Below are 16,501 nucleotides of genomic sequence, written 5' to 3'. Positions count from 1 at the left end.
CCAGCCGAGGTCCGCTTCAAACCGATGACGCGCGGCGCAGCTGGCCCCATGCGCAGCTCGTACAGGTCCGTCCACGGCCGGAATCGCCGGCTACGGCCCGATAGACGGTTGTGAAGGTCCGCGTCGCCCAGCATGATCGTTCTGTGGCGCGGTGGGCACCGGGCCGCCGGGAGACTCGGGCAGAGCCCCTTCGGGGTACCGCTGCGGTGACGCAGTGAAGAGGCGACGGGAGGATCTCATGCAAGGGGAGCTGCAACGCCTTGTCGACGCTCTCGCCGTGTACGCGGGCCGCCCGGCGCTGATCGAGGACCGCCGTCAGCGGGTGGTGGTCTACAGCGAGCACACCGGGTTGATGGACGACGTGCGCAAGGCGTCCATCCTGCGCCGGCAGACCACCCCGGAGGTGATGGCGTGGTTCCGGGACCTCGGCATCATGGACGCCCGTACCGCCGTGCGCACGCAGGCGTCGCGAGAGCTCGACCTGCTGCCGCGGGTCTGCGTGCCGATCCGTCACCAGGACCTGCTGCTGGGGTTTGTCTGGTTCATCGACCCCGACGGCACGATGGCCGACGCGGACATCACCGCCACCGGTCTGATGAGCGAGCTGTCGCTGGCGCTGTACCGGGAGAACCTCCTCGGTGAGCTGGCCTCCCAACGCGAGAGCGAGGCGGCGCGGACCCTGCTCTCCGACAGCGAGGCCAGCCGGGACCAGTCGGTGCGGACCCTGCGCGAGGCCGGCCTGATCGCCGGGGACGGGCCGGCCACCGCCCTTGTCGCGCAGCTGGTGCCGTTGCACGGCGAGCCGCCCGACGAGGTGGCCCGGCTGGCGCTGGAGCAGGCGCTGGTCACCACCCGGCGGTGGATCGGCACCCGGGAGGCGCTGCACCTGGTCCGCGACGACCACGGGGTGCTACTGCTCTGCGGCGAGCGGGGTGCCGGGCGCCCCTCTCCCGAGGTCGTCGCGAAACTGCTCGACGACAACCTGCGGCAGGCGACCCGCGGGCTCGGCTCGGTGGAGCGCATCGTGGTCGGGGTCGGGCAGCCGCGGCCCCGGCTGACCGAGGCGATCGCGTCGTACGGGGAGGCGCTGCAGTCGGCCCGGGTGGGCGTGCGGTTGCCGGCGCTCGGCCCGGTGGTGTCGTGGGCGGGGCTGGGCATATACCGGGTGCTGTCGCGGATGGAGGGTCGGCACCTGGACATCGCCGACGTGCACCCCGGGCTTGAACGGTTGCTGCAGGAGCAGCCGAACCCGGTGTTGCTGCAGACCCTGGAGCGCTATCTGGATCTGGCCGGGAACGCGCACGCCACGGCCAAGCAGCTACGCCTGCACCGCACCACGCTCTACTACCGGCTACAGCGGATCGAGGAGCTGGCCGACACCGACCTGAAGAACGGAAACGAGCGGCTCTGTCTGCACCTGGCGCTGAAGCTGGGCCGGTTGACCGGCGCCTACCGGCCGCAGGAGTGACACCGGTGGGCAGGGCCGCCGCCCCGCCCACCGGGTCCCCGATTACAGGCCCGCGGCCACGGCCGCCAACCGGCCACCGACGATCGGTAGCTCGATCCGGCTGCGGTCGAAGTGGACGGTGATGTCGGCCCGGTTCTGCTTCGCCCGGCTGCTGTAGCCGGAGTACGAGCCGAGCAGCACCACGCCGACCTGGTTGCCAGCCGCGAAGACGTAGTCCTCGGGAAGCAGCGGCACGTCGACGGAGTTCTTCTTGCCCGGCACCAGCGGCGTCGTCACGGACGGCGACTTCAGGTTGAGGCCGTCCAGGATGCCCTTGGTCACCAGCTCCTGCGAATCGGTGACGACGGTTTTCTCGGTCTGTCGGTAGCAGGCGTCCTCGGCGTGTCCGCCCCAGGTGGCCGAGTTGCCCCAGCAGTCCTCGGTGGTCAGCGTCCGAATACCGTCGCCCGAGGTGCTGAACCGCGGCCGGGTGCCGTAGTCCACCAGCAGGCCGGCGAAGCTGGTGTCTTCGCCGTTCACCGATGCGTTGATCTTGACGATCGGGGTACCCGAGATGTGCAGCGGCCTGCGCAGCGGCTGGGAGAGGAAGACCAACCGGTTCTCCGTGTTCGCCGCCGGGTCCGACGGGTGCCGGATCGCGTTGGTCTGGCTCATCGACGGGGTGTCCTGGAACGTCCGGGACGCCTTACCCGGCTGCGGGCGGACCGACAGCCCGCCGGCCGCCCCCTCGTCGCCGGGGCGCAGGAACACCTGGGTGCTCCGGACGGCCGGGATCGGCCAGCTGCGGTAGGTCTCCCAGACGTCCGGCGTGCGCTCGATGTCGGCCATCGGCTCGGCCATGATGCCGTTCTTCACCCCGTGCAGCCAGAAGTCGAACCACCGGTGCAGGGTGTCCACCCACTCACCCCGACGGAAGTCGAACGGGTCGATGTGACCGGTGCCGGTCAGCCAGAGCTTGCGCGGCACGTTCTCCTCGGCCAGCGCGTCCCACCACTTGCTGAAGTGGTCCGCGCGGACGTTGTTGTCGTTGATGCCGTGGACCACGAACACACTCGCTCGCACCCGGTCCGCGTGCGGGACGTAGTCTCGCTCCGCCCAGAAGGCGTTGTAGTCGCCGGTGACGTCGTCGCCGTCGACGCCGAGCTGGGTCCGCACCGCCGCACAGTGCTCCCGCCGCTCCGGGTTGGTGACCGTGTTGGAGAGGCTGCCGGAGTAGTTGTTCGCCCGGGTGACCAGGCCGTTGCTGCGTGAGTAGTCGTACCAGCTGGAGATCGCCGAGATCGGCACGATGGTGGTGAGCCCCCGCACGCCGCTGGCGGCGGCCGCGTTAGCCAGCGTCCCGTCGTACGACTTGCCGATCATGCCGGTCTTACCGTTGTGCCAGTCGGCGACGACCCGCGTGCCGGCCGCGTCGGTGCCGGCCCGACGACCGTTGAGCCAGTCGATCGCGGTCGGCGCGCTGATGTTGTCGGCGCGACCACCGGTGACCGGACAGCCGGTCGAGTTGTTGGTGCCGATCATGTCGAGCAGGACCACCGCGTAGCCGCGCGGGACGAAGTAGTTGTCGTAGAAGAGCGGCCACTGGTCGTTGAGGCCGTCGCCGTCGATGTCGGCCTTGCATTCGCTCTCGTTGCCGCGACACACGGTGGAGTAGTAGGGGCTGGCATCCATGATCACCGGCACCCGCAGACCCGCCTGGCTGGCCTTGGGCCGGATGATGTCCATCGCCACGACGTCGCGGGCGCCGTCGCCATCGGTGTCGACGTCGGAGGTGACGAATACCCGCTCGCGGATCGCGTCGGCATACCCGAACACCGGCTGGGTGACTCCGTGCTGAATGACCGGCCTGACCCGGCCCGCCGTCGGGTTCGCCGTCGCGGTTGCCGCCGGCAGGCCGACGGCGATGGCCGCAACGACCACCACCGACGCTCGCCACCAGCTCCTTGTGGTTCGCATCGTGCTCCTCCCCATCTCCGGCACCGGCCGTGGACCCGGTCGTCCCAGGCGAGGACGACGTGCCGGCGGTGCGGCAGTTGCCTCGCACCCTAGAAACCGATTCACGGATGGTCATCGGACAGATGCGGGAGGTGATCGTCGTCCGGTCCTACGTCTGTCGCATCTCGACAGGCGTAGGACCGGACAGCGGGTGATTCCAACAGGTGCCCGATGACGCGCCGGCCGCCCGGCCATAGGTTCGCCGCACCACCTCCGCCGGTCGACCCGACCGTCACCCAGGGTCACCGGCGGAGCCCATCGGCGGCATCGGAGACGAGCGCGCCACCGGTTGCCGGGCGACGGGAAGGGCGGGATGTGCAGTTCTCGGGCCCAGCCGTGATCCCGCGGTTCATTGGGCGGTTCCTGGTGCCGGCGGCGTTCGCGGCGCTCTTCGCCGCACCACTGTGGTTCATGGTGGTCGGCTCACTACGACCCGCCGGCCTGCCCCCGCCCCGCACCTTCGAGGTACTCCCACCCGAACCGACCGCGGCCGCGTACGCCCGGCTGCCGGAGCTGATCCCGCTGTTCCGGTACCTGGCCAACTCGGCGCTGGTCGTCGCGGTCGCCGTGCCCCTGACCGTCATCGTCGCCTCACTGACCGGCTTCGGGCTGCGGCTGTTGACGCCGGTGGCCCGCCGCCGGGCGGTCCTGGGCCTGCTGGCGGTGCTCCTGGTGCCGGTCACCGCCGTGTGGGCCACCCGGTTCGAGCTGTTCCGGCTGGCCGGCGTGGTCGACACGTACCTCCCGTTGCTGGCCCCGGCGCTGCTCGCCGGCAGCCCCTTCCTGGTGCTGCTCTACGCGTGGAGCTTCGGCGGCGTGCCGGACACCCAGCTCGGGGCGGCCCGGCTGGAGGGCGCCGGTTGGTTGACGATCTGGCGCCGGGTGGCGCTGCCGCAGGTGCGCCCGGCGACGCTGGCCGTCGGCGTGCTCGCCTTCACGCTGCACTGGTCCAACCTGATCGACCCGCTGCTCTACCTGCAGAGCGGTGACCGCTACACATACCCGCTCGGCCTGCAGTTCCTGCGGCTGCTGAACCCGACGGACTGGCCGCTGCTGATGGCCGCCTGCGTTGTCGCGACAGCGCCGTGCGTGGTGGTGTTCCTGCTCGCTCAGCGAATCCTGCTCAACGACGATCCGCTAGCGGCACTGAGATCTGGAGGTCGTAGATGAGCACGGTCCGCGCTCGACGATGGGTTGCCCTGATCACCGCCGCGCTGCTGCTCGGCTACGCGGCCGGCTGCGGCGCCGGCGACCGCGCGGCCGACCGGCCAGGAATCACGGTCGTGCTCTTCGGCGACGCTGAGGAGATCGCCGGCTACCGCAGCCTGGTCGCCGCCTTCGAGCAGGCCCACCCCGACGTGCCCGTCAACCTCTCCCCCGTCGCCACCCAGGACGATCTGATGGCCCGCCTGACCACCTCGTTCGCTGGCGGGCAGCCACCCGACGTGTTCCTGCTCAACTACCGCCGCTACGGCCAGTTCGCCGCCCAGCAGGCGATCGAACCAGCGCAGGCGTACCTCGACCGCAGCGCGGCGCTGAACGAGAGCGACTTCTCCCCGCGGGCACTGGACGCCTTCCGGTTCGACGGCAAGACGCTGACCTGCCTGCCGCAGAACATGTCCTCCCTGGTCGTCTACTACAACGCCGACCTGTTCGCGGCGGCCGGCGTGCCACTGCCGAAGGCCGGCTGGACCTGGGACGACTTCCTGGCCGCCGGGCGGGCCCTGACCGGCGACGGGAAGTACGGCGTGGGCGTGGAGCCGTCCCTGCCGCGGCTCGCCCCGTTCGTCTGGTCCAACCGGGGTGAGCTGGTCGACCACCCGGACAAGCCGACCACCCTGACCCTCACCGGCGACCCGGCCAGCCGCGCCGCCGTCGACTGGTTCCTCGACCTGCAACTGAAGCACCACGTCGTGCCGCCGGACGCCGAGGAGCAGAGCGAGTCGAGTGAGGCCCGGTTCCTGCGCGGCACGCTCGGCATGTACCTCAACAGCCGGGTCGCCGTGCCGACGCTGCGCACCATCGACGGCTTCACCTGGGACGCGGCGCCGCTGCCGATCGCGCCGGGCGGCGTACCCGCGTCGATCCTGCACAGCGACGCCTACTGCATGAGCGCCGGCCTACCCGACCACGACCAGGCCTGGCGGTTCATCGAGTTCGCGATGGGCGGGCAGGGCCAGCGGATCCTCGCCGGGTCGGGCCGCACGGTGCCGTCCCGGCTCGACGTGGCCAACTCCCCCGACTTCCTCGACCCGCAGCAGCCCCCTCGGTCGTCGCGGATCTACCTCGACGCCGAGCCGCACCTGCGCGCCACCCCGCGCACCGGCACCTGGTCGCGAGTGGAGCGCGAGGCCGGGGGGCTGCTCGCCGAGGTCTTCTACGGCCGGATCGGACGCGAGGAGGGGCTGCGACAACTGGAGGAGAAGCTCCGGCCGCTCTTTACGCTCACGGTAGGCGCCGGTGGCTGAGCAGGGCGTGATCCGACTCGAATCGCTGACCAAGTCGTACGGGAAGGTCGTCGCCCTCGACGGCGTCGACCTGGCGGTGCGCGCCGGCGAGATGGTCACCCTGGTCGGCCCGTCCGGCTCCGGCAAGTCGACGATCCTGCGGCTGATCGCCGGCCTGGACCGGCCGGACCATGGCCGGGTCGTCGTCGACGGGCAGGACGTGGCCCAGGTGCCACCGCACCGCCGCGCGGTGGCAATGGTCTTCCAGGACTACGCGCTCTACCCCCACCTCACCGTCCGCGGCAACCTGCTGTTCGGGCTGCGGGTCCGCCGCGTCCGGCGCGCGGAGGCCGACGAGCGCGCCCGGGCGGCGGCCGACCGGCTCGGCATCGCCGATCTGCTCGACCGCTACCCCGACGAGACCTCCGGCGGGCAGCGCCAGCGCATCGCCCTCGCCCGCGCGCTGCTGCGCGAGCCGACCGTCTACCTGCTCGACGAGCCGCTGGCCAGCCTGGACGCGCCGCTGCGCTTCGCCACCCGCGCCGACCTGCTCACCCTGCACCGCGAACTGGGCACCACCACCATCCACGTCACCCACGACCAGGCCGAGGCGATGACGCTCGGCGACCGGGTCGTCGTCCTCGACCACGGTCGGGTCCGCCAGATTGGCCCGCCGCAGCAGGTCTACGACGAACCCGCGGACACCTTCGTAGCCGGCTTCCTGGGCAGCCCGCCGATGAACCTGGTACGCGGCGGCGGGGTGCTGGGCGGCGGCACCGACCTGACCCTCGGCGTACGCCCGGAGGATCTGAGCCTCGACCCCGACGGACCGGTGGCGGCGACCGTCGAGGCGGTGGAGGCGCTCGGCAGCGAGGCCATCCTGCTGACCCGCTGCGACGACGGCACGCGGCTGACCGTCCGCACCGGCCCGCGACCCGGCGTATGGCCGGGCGACCACGTACGACTGCGCGCCGACCCGGGCCGGATCCACCGCTTCGACGCCGACACCGGACGACGCCGGTGAGCACCGGCCGGGTCAGCCGGCCGCTGACCGCGTGGGCGTTCCTCGCGCCGTACGCGGTGGCGGTCGCGCTGCTGATCGCGCTGCCCGCACTGCTCAACCTCGGCTACGCGTTCACCGACCACACCGGACTGACCCGGGACCCGCAGTTCGTCGGCCTGGACAACGCGCGCCGCCTGCTCGCCGACGGCTTCCTCGCCGACAGCATCCGGGCCTCCGCGATCCACCTGGCGCTGGCCGTACCGCTGCGGCTGCTGGCCGCCATCGGGCTCGGGCTGCTGTTGGCCGCGCCCCGCCCTGGCGGCCGCTGGTTCCGGGTCGCGGTCTACCTGCCGAGCGTCGTACCCGACGTGGCCCTGGCGGTGCTCTTCCTGTGGGTGCTCAACCCGCTCTACGGCCCGCTCAACCAACTGCTCGGGCTCTTCGGCCACCCGGGCATGAACTGGCTCGCCGAGCCCGGCTCCGCACGGGTGGCGGTGGCGCTGATGCTCGCGTTCCCGATCGGTGAGGGATTCATCGTCGTGCTCGCCGCCCGACGGATGCTCGACGGACGGCTGTACGAGGCGGCAGCGCTGGAGGGCTGCGGCCCGTTCGGCCAGCTGCGCCGGCTCACGCTGCCGCTGCTCGCGCCGGTGCTGGTGCTGCTCGCCGTCCGCGACACGATCCTCACCCTGCAGGTCAACTTCGTGCCGGCGTACGTCCTCACCGACGGCCGGCCCGCCAACGCCACCCTCTACCTGCCGGTCTACATCTTCGACCAGGTCTTCGAGTTCTCCGGCTTCGCCTACGGGGCCATGATCACGAGCGTCCTCATGGTGGTCACCGGGGGCATCATCACCGCGCTGCTGCTGATGGTGCGACGCTGGCGGGTGCTGCGCTAAGCGTGACATCCTGCTGCGGTGAGACTCCGGATGTTCGCCGTCGTCGTCACGGTTCCGCTGCTCGTCGCCTGCGGCGGCACGGACGCCGGGCAGCCCACCGACCGGGGGCCGGGAATGCTCGCGAACCTGCCCAGCTGCGACCGGGTGCCGCTGGACGCCGACGCCGAGGTTGACAGCCAGGTCACCGGCCTGCTCCTGCCGGAAGGCGCGCGGGTCACCTCGGTGGTCGAGCAGGGCGCCCTGACCACGGTCGCGGCCACCATCCGGATGACCCCGCTGGACGTCCGCGCCCACTATGAGAGCCGTGGCGACATCGACCTGCTGCGCGCCGAGGATGAGGTGTTCGAGGCCGAGGTGCTGATGCGGGCGCAGGAACGACGGACGTATCTGCGGGCCACCGCGCTCTGCGCGGACGGAACGACGCTGACCGCGGTGGTCGGGCCGGACTCGGACGAGGCCGGCCTACCCGAGTTCCAGAGCAACTGACCATCAGACTGAGCTGGTGCACGCCCACCTGGAACCGGGCGTCCCGTGCACGCCGGCGCGATCGGGCTCGCTCGCTCTCGACAGGTGTCCTAATCAGACCGGTCGACTCGCAACAGATGCTCGGTGACGTCGGTCACTCCACTGTCTAACGTGCGCACTGAGGGCCACTTTCCGGTCGCCATGGCGCGTGGACAGGGAGACTGCATGAGACTCACGCTCGTCCGAAGGTACCGCGGCCTCGCGATGACAACGAGCCTGGGGCTGGTCATCGCGCTCGCGCTGACCGCCTCGTCCGCACCCCGGCCGGTCCAGGAGTCGCTGGCCACCAACTCGCCCACCGGTCCGATGGAAATCCCCGACGAGTGGATGACCGCCCAGCGGATGAGCGACGGCAGCCGGGACCTCTCGGTGGCCAAGTACGCGAAGGCTCGCGGCGAGGCCCACGATCTCAACCTGCGCACCCGCCTCCTCTACCGCCACCTGGCGCAGCGGGAATGGAACTTCTTCGGGCCCAGCAACATCGGCGGCCGGGTCGTGGACATCGCCGTCGACCCGCAGGTCCCCGACCAGATCTTCATCGCCGCCGCCTCCGGCGGCGTCTGGAAGTCCGACGACGCCGGCGCCACGTTCGAGACGGCCTGGCCGGACGACGGGACGCAGAGCATGGGCGCGGTCGCGATGACCAGCGACGGCGTCCTCTTCGCCGGAACCGGCGAGGCCCAGCCGGGTGGCGGCTCGATCACCTTCGGCGGCGACGGCATCTACCGCTCGAAGGACCGAGGCAGGACCTGGCGGCACGTCGGCCTGAAGGACAGCCACGCCATCGGCCGCTTCGCCATCGACCCGAGCAACGAGGACCGGATCTTCGCCGCCGCCAGCGGCAACCTCTTCGTACCGGGTGGTCAGCGCGGCGTCTACCTCTCGGAGAACGGCGGGAACAGCTGGAAGCAGGTGCTCGCGCCGCCGAACGCCACCACCGGCGCCACCGAGGTCGTCATCGACCCGAGCAACCCGCGCCGGATGTACGCGGCGATGTGGGACCACCTGCGCGAACCGCATCAGCGCACCTACGGCGGGCTCGGTTCCAGCCTCTGGCGCTCCGACGACGCCGGCCGCACCTGGTCGCGGATGACCAACGGCCTGCCCACCGACGCCGACCAGGGCCGCTGGGGCATCGCGGTCGCCCCGGACAACCCCCAGCGGCTGTACGCGTACGTCGGCACCGCACTCGGCCCGTTCCGCGCCTTCTACCGCTCCGACGACGGAGGCGACAGCTGGACGCAGACCCCGGTCACCGCCGGTCAGGCATCCCAGTCCACGTTCAGCTGGTGGTTCGGCAAGCTCTTCGTCGACCCCGGCAACTCCGATCACGTCTTCCTCACCGGGGTCAACCTGATGCGCTCGACCAACGGCGCGCAGAGCTTCTCGTCGGTAAGCGGCGTGCACGCCGACCAGCACGCGATGCGCTGGGACCCGAAGGTGCCCGGACGGGTCTACCTGGGCAACGACGGCGGCCTCTACCGATCCGAGGCGAACGGCGCGAGCGGCTGGGTCAAGGCGACCTACGAGCCCTACACCCAGTTCTACACGGTGGACGTGGCGCAGACCGATCCGGTGTTGAAGGTCGGTGGCGCGCAGGACAACGGCTGCAATCGCGGCTACAACGGCGTCGGTGGCCCGTGGAACGCCATCGGCTGCGGTGACGGCCTCCAGGTGGTCATCCACCCGGATTCCCCGAACATCGTCTTCGGGTGCAGCCAGTACGGCTCCTGCTACCGGTCGGAGAACTCCGGCGGCACCCCCCGCCAGAACATCGGCACCGGCCAGACGACCTCGCAGCGGCGCAACTGGCTGACCCCGCTGCAGTTCGACCCGAGCGACCCGAACGTCATGTACTACGCCGGGAACATCCTCAACCGCTCGACAGACAACGGCCGCACCTGGACGCCGATCAGCCCGGACCTCACCGGCGGCGGCCCCAACGACCCGAACGGCTACCCGTGGGGCACGATCACCACCGTCGCCGCCGCGCCCACCGACGGCAACAAGCTCTACGTCGGCACCGACGACGGGAGGCTGTGGTGGACCGACGACCTCGGGCAGAACTGGCAGCAGGTCGACCCGGGGCAACTGCCCGGAACCTGGGTCACCCGGTTGGCGGTGAACCCCGCCGACAAGAACATCGCCTACGCCACCTTCTCCGCCTTCCGGTCCGGTAGCGACCGGTCGCACGTGATGATGACCCGCGACGGCGGCCGTACCTGGAGCAACATCGGCCGAGGTCTGCCGGACGCGCCAGTGAACTCCGTCGTCCCGACCGCCGACGGCCTGCTGCTGGTCGGCACCGACGTCGGGGTGTTCATGTCGGCGTGGAACGGCGGCGAGTGGGCGGCGCTGGGCACCAACCTGCCGCAGGCGGCCGTGATGTACCTGCGTTACCACGAACCGAGCCGGCAGCTCACCGCGGCGACCTTCGGGCGGGGCGTCTACGACCTCGCCGTGCCCCGCTGCCCGGCAGCGTCGACCAGGCTGCCGCTCAAGCCGACCGGCCTCGGCGTGATCGGCGTGCTCGCCTCCTGCCGAGCGGGCTGATCGATCGGTAGTTCGTCGCGTCTGACGCGGCTGGCAGGCCACCTCCCGGACCCGGGAGGTGGCCTGCTCGTCGACGCGCAACGCATTCGACACCCGAAGCCCTTCGAGTGGTCGGCCAACGCCCACCGACGGTGGTCGGTCGGCCCGGCGCGAGCCGGCGTCTCCGTGGCTAGCGCTCAGCGCCGGCGCTTGTTCAGACTCGGAAGGCCGCCGGACACGGTCCGCACGCTACCGTCCGGGTTGCTCCGGCCCGGCTTCTGTTGGGCCTCTGTTACCCGCCGTCCGGCAAGGTCGGAGGCACTCAGGTCGACGACAACCCGTGCTGACCGCTGCCAGCCCCGAAGGCGAGCCAGAGCTTGCCGGCTGTCAGCTGTGCCGGTCAACGCACGGATGGCCGGCATAGCCCGGGACGGGTCAGCGAGCAGGAGATGGGCGACATCGGCAGGGGTCAGATTGCGCGGTGAGGCGTTGCCGGCCGAGACGAGGGACCCGTGGATCTCCCCATTCTCAAGCCACAGCCACACCGGCCGCTTGCCATCGCCGGCCCGCATTGCCGGAGTTGTCGATGGGGTAGCTGGTTTCGACGACGGTGTGGACGAGGCCGGCTTGGCCAAGAGGTGGGCTTGCAGAGCGGCCGGCGGCTGCACTCGTCGCCGCGACTGTGCCGGGACATCGACAGTCGGGCGGGGCGAGGCCGCCCCTCCCGACGATGCCTTTCCAGGAAGTTGCGGTGGCTCGGTCGGGGCCGCTTGCCTTTCCCCCACGAACCAGCCGGCGAATTCCCACTGCTCTGACGTGAACCTGACCGGGATGACCTCGGTCAGGTCTGGTGCCGACGGGTCCTGAACGGTGAGTTGCGCGCGTCGCTTCGCGTGGTCGGCTGCGGTGATTGACCCGATATCGAGGATCGCGGCCAGCGGTATCCGCCTGACGTAGGCCTTCGGCCACGGCAGCAACCGCCGACGCCGGAGGACAAGGTGCTCCTCCTCGAACCAGGCGTTCCAACGCCGAGCGACCATCCCCGCCACCTCCCGTGCTGCGCACGTTAGCGGCCTGATGATCATCATCGCAGTCGGCACAACGGGCAGTTGAGATGCCGGATCGTCTGGTTGTGTCAGCGGCGCAACCGGCGGGCGCAGGGCCGTCGTGGTCGGCGCGGAGGAGGCAGCGCCGGCCGCCAGGCAACCTGAGGTCGCAGAAGACCGGAGACCTGTATCGCGGCGACGGTCAGCGCCGCGCCGCGCTGGTGCGGGACCGGCGGGACCGGATCGTCGACCAGATCCGCCGATTGCACGCCGCGCAGGACTTCCTTGATCACGTACTCACCTGCGCGCACCCGGTGGTGTCAACCTGCCCCGAGTGCAGCAGCTTCGCTACCAGGTCGGCATCAGACACAAGCCAGTCAGAACCGGCCGTACATCATTGATAAGAGCGGTTCCCGCCAACTTGATCTTCAACCCGCGCGGCACGGACAGGGATCGACAGAAGCGGCCTTCTTTGCGACCCTCAACGCCGCTGCTCCGGCCGGCAATGCTGCCCGGGTCCGGGGGTCCTGTGGGTTTCGTCATGCGGGGGATCGGTGCTGTGCGGATCAGACCAGGGGCGGTAGCGCCGCGGGGTGGCTGGACCGATTGGGCAAGATCATCCATCCGGTGCGCGATCACCATCGTCCCTTCGTGATCATCAGTGACCTGTCCGGCCGATGAAATGGCCGCTCCCGGTTCAACTCGCCACATCAAGATCTGATCTTGGATGTCGTACTTCTACGGCACGATGTGCCTCATGACGACGCACCACCCCGCCACCCAGCGCCTGGTCTACGGCCACGCGCAACTGCACGACTGCCTCGCCTTCGCCGATGCGAACACCGCCGCCGCGGAGGCCGCGGAGATCAAGGCCCTCGACGCCGCCCGCACCTGGGGCGAAGCCCGACACGTCCAGATGACGCACCTGTGGAACCCCGCTGGCCCGGACCACTACGAGCCGGCAGACGGCTACGCCGACGACCAGCCCTTCGACATCAACGAGGTGAGCTCCGTCGCGGAAGGCGATTGGCCCCCGATGGTCACGGAGCGGGCGTTCAAGCTGCTCCCCGACGACCTGCAGGTCCAGTTCGGCAAGCGGGAGTCCACCGTGCACAACGGGGACATCCTCATGATTCCGCTCGCCGGAGAGGCCGAGCTCGCGGCGGAGCTACGCCAGCGCGGCTACGAGGTGAACCGCGACGACGCGCTCATCAACGTCCTCGACGGCCGCACCTTCAACCCGCTCGCCGGCTGAACTTCCCACAATGTGGCGGACCGCTGGTTCGACGTCAGCAGCCAGACCAGCGGCACCGCCGGCGCTACAGCGATTCCACGTCGCTCAGCTCCGCCAGAGGCATCCCTGCCCGGGCGCGCACCATGAGCTCGACGCATACGACCTCGGCTCGGATGAGTGCCTTGTCGACCCGACCGGGCATCGCCGCCCGGTCGTGGACCGACGCCGCCAGCCAGAATCGCACCGCCTTCGGCCAGCCCATGATTGTGCGGAGCAACGCGGGTGCCGAGTCCTGGTCGGCCGCCGTCAGGCGGGTTCTTCAGTCGGGCCGTCCGGCATGACGGTGACCTGCCACCGCGGGCCGTCTGCCCGCCCGAGGCGATGTCCACGGTGAAGTAGGGCGCGCGAAGGCTCTCGTCAGCCGCGAGGCGACGGGAGGGTTGACGCGACGGCTACTCACGGGGCGTACTGGATACACGTTCCCGCACTGTCGGCTGGCGCGCTCGGCGATTGATGGCGGTCAGGCATCCTCAAGACCAGATGCCTGCTCTTGTTCGCGTCGATGCCAGCCGGGAACGTCGAGAGATGGGAGGCCCCATGAAGGTTCGCCCGCCGGCAAGTTGAGCCACCTCATTACGGCGTCTGTTGTCTTACGCCGTGGTGGTTCCTGACCCTCGTGGCTCGGCTTAGCCGTCTGCCCTGTGTCCGCCCGATAACCCCAGTCTGTTGTGCAGGTTGTGGCGACGCCTGTCGTCCTGCTGCCTGCCGCTGCGCGGGGTCCGCTCGTTCGGTGGTTCTCCGGCCGCTGCACGCGATCGGTTCCGCACGGCCGGCCCGCCGCGTCACGGTGCCCGTAAGGACGCCGTAGCGAATGCGACCACCACAATCCACATACCTCGGTTTCTTGTAACGGAAGTTGGAGCAACGACTTGACATCCTCCACCGCCCTGAAGGGCGGGGATTCCCTCGGTCGCCCGAGGGGGTTCCTGTTTCACCGGGCCGTGCCTTCGCCGCTTGCGCGGGTCGGGTCTTACCGTCCCTCCACAGGCGTTTTACCTCTCCGCCAGCCCGGCGGCGAGAATGTTGCACGCGGCGTTGACGTCCCGGTCATGCACGGCATCACAGCCGAGGCACGTCCAGGCGCGAACGCCGAGGGTCATCGCGGTGTTGATCCGCCCGCACGCCGAACAGGTCTTCGTGCTCGGATACCAGCGGTCGACGGCGATAACCTGCCGCCCGTACCAGGCGGCCTTGTACTCAATCATGCTGCGCAGTTGTGTCCACGCCGCGTCAGAGATGGCGCGGGCCAGCGAGTGGTTGCGCAGCATGTTGCGCACACTGAGATCCTCGATCACGACCGTTTGGTTCTCGCGGACGAGTCGAGTCGACAGCTTGTGCAGGTGATCCCGCCGCCGGTCGGCGATGCGGCAGTGGATGCGGGCCACGGCAAGCCGGGCTTTGGCCCGGTTCTTGGTGTCCCTGCCCTTACGGGACAGGTTCCGCTGCGCCTTGGCCAACCTGCGCCGGTCGGCGCGCTCATGACGCGGGTTGGTGATTTTCTCCCCGTTGGACAAGGTGAGCAGGCTCGTGATTCCCACGTCCACCCCGACCGCCGTGAACAGCGACGGCAGTGCCTTGACGGTGGGGTCGTCGACCAGCAGGGACACGAACCACCGACCGGCCGCGTCGCGGGACACCGTGACCGTCGACGGTTCGGCCCCTTCGGGCAGGGGCCGAGACCACACGATGCCCAGCGGGGCGTCCATCTTGGCCAGAGTGAGTTGCCCGTCGCGCCAGCGGAATGCCGAGCGGGTGTATTCCGCCGACGCCCGGGACTTGCGCTTGGCCTTGAAACGCGGGTAGCGCGACCGCTTGCCCCAAAACGCGGCGAACCCGGCTTGCAGGTGCCGCAGGGCTTGCTGCAACGGCACGGAACTGACCTCATTGAGAAACGCCAGCTCCTCGGTGCGCTTCCACTCGGTCAGCCACGCCGAGGACTGCACATAGGTGCTGCGCTGCCCGTGCACCGCCCACGCGCGGGTGCGCGCATCCAAGGCGAGGTTGTAGACCTTGCGCACGCAACCGAAGGTGCGGTTGAGCTGATCGGCCTGCAGCGGGGTCGGATAGAAGCGGTACTTGTATGCCCGCTTCACCACCTTACCCACGCCTCACAATCTATCCACCCATCATGCAAGACGAGCATCGAGGGGAGGCAGCGGCGTTACCTCCCGGCCCTAAACGGCCGAGTTTCCACGCCGCGATCCTGATGACTTCACTCAACATCACCACGGCGGGGCTTGCGGTCATGGCCGTCCGCGCCTGCCCAGACACCCTCTTCACCGCCATACACGGAATCCCTCCCGGCAGGTGGGGTGACCTTGGCGAAGGCTGAGCATCGGCGGCAGGGTCCGTCCGGCCAGGCGCGGTCAGGGCGGGAGCGACTGGAGAACCAGGTCCAGGTGCTAATCATGCTGGTGATCGGCGGGACGGCCGGCGCCGCGTCGTTTCGTCACGTCCACGACGTCGCGGCTGCGCATGGCCAGCCGGGTTGGCTGGCGTGGGCCGACGCGGTCGTGCTGGAGTTGACATCGATCGCGGGCGGCCTGGAGCTGCGCCGCAACCGGCGCTTGGGCAAGAGCGTCGCCTTTCCCTCCACGGTGTTGACGGTGGCGGTTGTCCTGTCTCTGGCGGCGCAGGTGGTGAAGGCGGAGGCGTCGGTGATCGGTTGGATCGCCGCCGCGCTGCCGGCGTTGGGCTTCCTGGCGATGGTGAAGATCGCTCTCGGCCGCGCCGACCCTGCCCCGCCCGACCGGACCACGCGGCCCGTCCGGACCACATCCGGACCGGCGCCCGTCAACGCACCCCCGGTCCCGGACGGCCGCGAGTCGGTCCGGGTCCGCCGGAGGCCGGTCCACCCCAGAACGGCCGCCGTCCGGGACTCCACCGCCGCGGTCCCGGCCGCAGCGGACCAGGGTCCGGCGGTCCCGGACCGACGGGGCGGTAGCGCGCCGGACAGGGACGGCCGTCCGGAGCTCGTCGCGCTGGTCCCGGACGCCCGGACCGCCGCTCGCACTCTCGCCGTGCAGGGGACGCCGCTGTCCCGTACGGCGCTCGCCCGACAGTTGCGCGCGGAGGGACACCAGCTGTCCAATGCCACCGCCTCGGCGCTCGTGCGCGTCCTGCGCGCCGAAACGACTCCACCCATCCCCGCCGCGCCGGATCTGTCGCAGAAGGCCGCCGCGTGACGGAACCACGACCTGCGACTCCTGTCAGCCCGAGCCATCGCTGTCAGACACCGTGCGTTTGTCAGGGCCTGCGCCGACTGACAGAACCTGACCCGACCTGGCAACGC

General features: G+C 70.2%; 12 protein-coding genes. 9 read left to right on the top strand and 3 right to left on the bottom strand.

Annotated features, from left to right (window positions below; genetic code table 11):
- The first annotated feature begins 238 nt into the window (after positions 1 to 238).
- Complete coding sequence (locus tag OG470_RS24285; RefSeq protein WP_328415749.1) at positions 239 to 1,468, top strand: PucR family transcriptional regulator; 1,230 nt, start codon at positions 239 to 241, stop codon at positions 1,466 to 1,468.
- A 42-nt stretch (positions 1,469 to 1,510) separates the two neighbouring features.
- Here OG470_RS24285 and OG470_RS24280 read toward each other — a convergent pair whose 3' ends face one another.
- Complete coding sequence (locus OG470_RS24280; protein ID WP_328415747.1) at positions 1,511 to 3,424, bottom strand: Xaa-Pro dipeptidyl-peptidase; 1,914 nt, start codon at positions 3,422 to 3,424, stop codon at positions 1,511 to 1,513.
- A gap of 354 nt (positions 3,425 to 3,778) precedes the next feature.
- On the opposite strand from OG470_RS24280, the gene OG470_RS24275 reads away from it, so the two are divergent.
- The 6 genes from OG470_RS24275 to OG470_RS24250 all read left to right on the top strand — a co-directional run bounded on the left by OG470_RS24275 (position 3,779) and on the right by OG470_RS24250 (position 10,890).
- Positions 3,779 to 4,633, top strand: a complete 855-nt coding sequence (locus tag OG470_RS24275) for a carbohydrate ABC transporter permease (protein ID WP_328415745.1) — start codon at positions 3,779 to 3,781, stop codon at positions 4,631 to 4,633.
- Positions 4,630 to 5,931, top strand: coding sequence for an ABC transporter substrate-binding protein (locus OG470_RS24270; RefSeq protein ID WP_328415743.1), 1,302 nt, complete (start codon positions 4,630 to 4,632; stop codon positions 5,929 to 5,931). Before OG470_RS24275 ends, OG470_RS24270 begins: the two co-directional genes overlap by 4 nt.
- Positions 5,924 to 6,934 (top strand): ABC transporter ATP-binding protein, encoded by a 1,011-nt coding sequence (locus OG470_RS24265; RefSeq protein ID WP_328415742.1) that lies wholly within the window; start codon positions 5,924 to 5,926, stop codon positions 6,932 to 6,934. Before OG470_RS24270 ends, OG470_RS24265 begins: the two co-directional genes overlap by 8 nt.
- Positions 6,931 to 7,812, top strand: a complete 882-nt coding sequence (locus OG470_RS24260) for a carbohydrate ABC transporter permease (RefSeq protein WP_328415740.1) — start codon at positions 6,931 to 6,933, stop codon at positions 7,810 to 7,812. Before OG470_RS24265 ends, OG470_RS24260 begins: the two co-directional genes overlap by 4 nt.
- Positions 7,813 to 7,830: 18 nt before the next feature.
- A complete protein-coding gene (locus OG470_RS24255; protein ID WP_328415738.1) occupies positions 7,831 to 8,298 on the top strand; it encodes a hypothetical protein in 468 nt (155 codons plus the stop codon).
- Between the two features lie 243 nt (positions 8,299 to 8,541).
- Positions 8,542 to 10,890, top strand: coding sequence for a WD40/YVTN/BNR-like repeat-containing protein (locus tag OG470_RS24250; RefSeq protein WP_328415736.1), 2,349 nt, complete (start codon positions 8,542 to 8,544; stop codon positions 10,888 to 10,890).
- Between the two features lie 1,114 nt (positions 10,891 to 12,004).
- On the opposite strand, the gene OG470_RS24245 is transcribed toward OG470_RS24250, so the two are convergent.
- Positions 12,005 to 12,208, bottom strand: coding sequence for a hypothetical protein (locus OG470_RS24245; RefSeq protein ID WP_328415735.1), 204 nt, complete (start codon positions 12,206 to 12,208; stop codon positions 12,005 to 12,007).
- Positions 12,209 to 12,672: 464 nt separating this feature from the next.
- Here OG470_RS24245 and OG470_RS24240 point away from each other — a divergent pair, with 464 nt between their 5' ends.
- Positions 12,673 to 13,170, top strand: a complete 498-nt coding sequence (locus OG470_RS24240; protein ID WP_328415733.1) for a hypothetical protein — start codon at positions 12,673 to 12,675, stop codon at positions 13,168 to 13,170.
- 1,031 nt (positions 13,171 to 14,201) lie between these two features.
- On the opposite strand, the gene OG470_RS24235 is transcribed toward OG470_RS24240, so the two are convergent.
- Positions 14,202 to 15,314, bottom strand: a complete 1,113-nt coding sequence (locus OG470_RS24235) for an RNA-guided endonuclease InsQ/TnpB family protein (RefSeq protein ID WP_328415731.1) — start codon at positions 15,312 to 15,314, stop codon at positions 14,202 to 14,204.
- 303 nt (positions 15,315 to 15,617) lie between these two features.
- Here OG470_RS24235 and OG470_RS24230 point away from each other — a divergent pair, with 303 nt between their 5' ends.
- Entirely contained in the window at positions 15,618 to 16,394 is a 777-nt protein-coding gene (locus OG470_RS24230; RefSeq protein ID WP_328415730.1) for a DUF2637 domain-containing protein, read from the top strand.
- Positions 16,395 to 16,501 lie beyond the last annotated feature (107 nt).

The organism is Micromonospora sp. NBC_00389 (assembly GCF_036059255.1).
GTDB lineage: Bacteria > Actinomycetota > Actinomycetes > Mycobacteriales > Micromonosporaceae > Micromonospora.
Note: the sequence above shows the minus strand (reverse complement) of the source record. Positions and strands in the feature narration are given on the sequence as shown.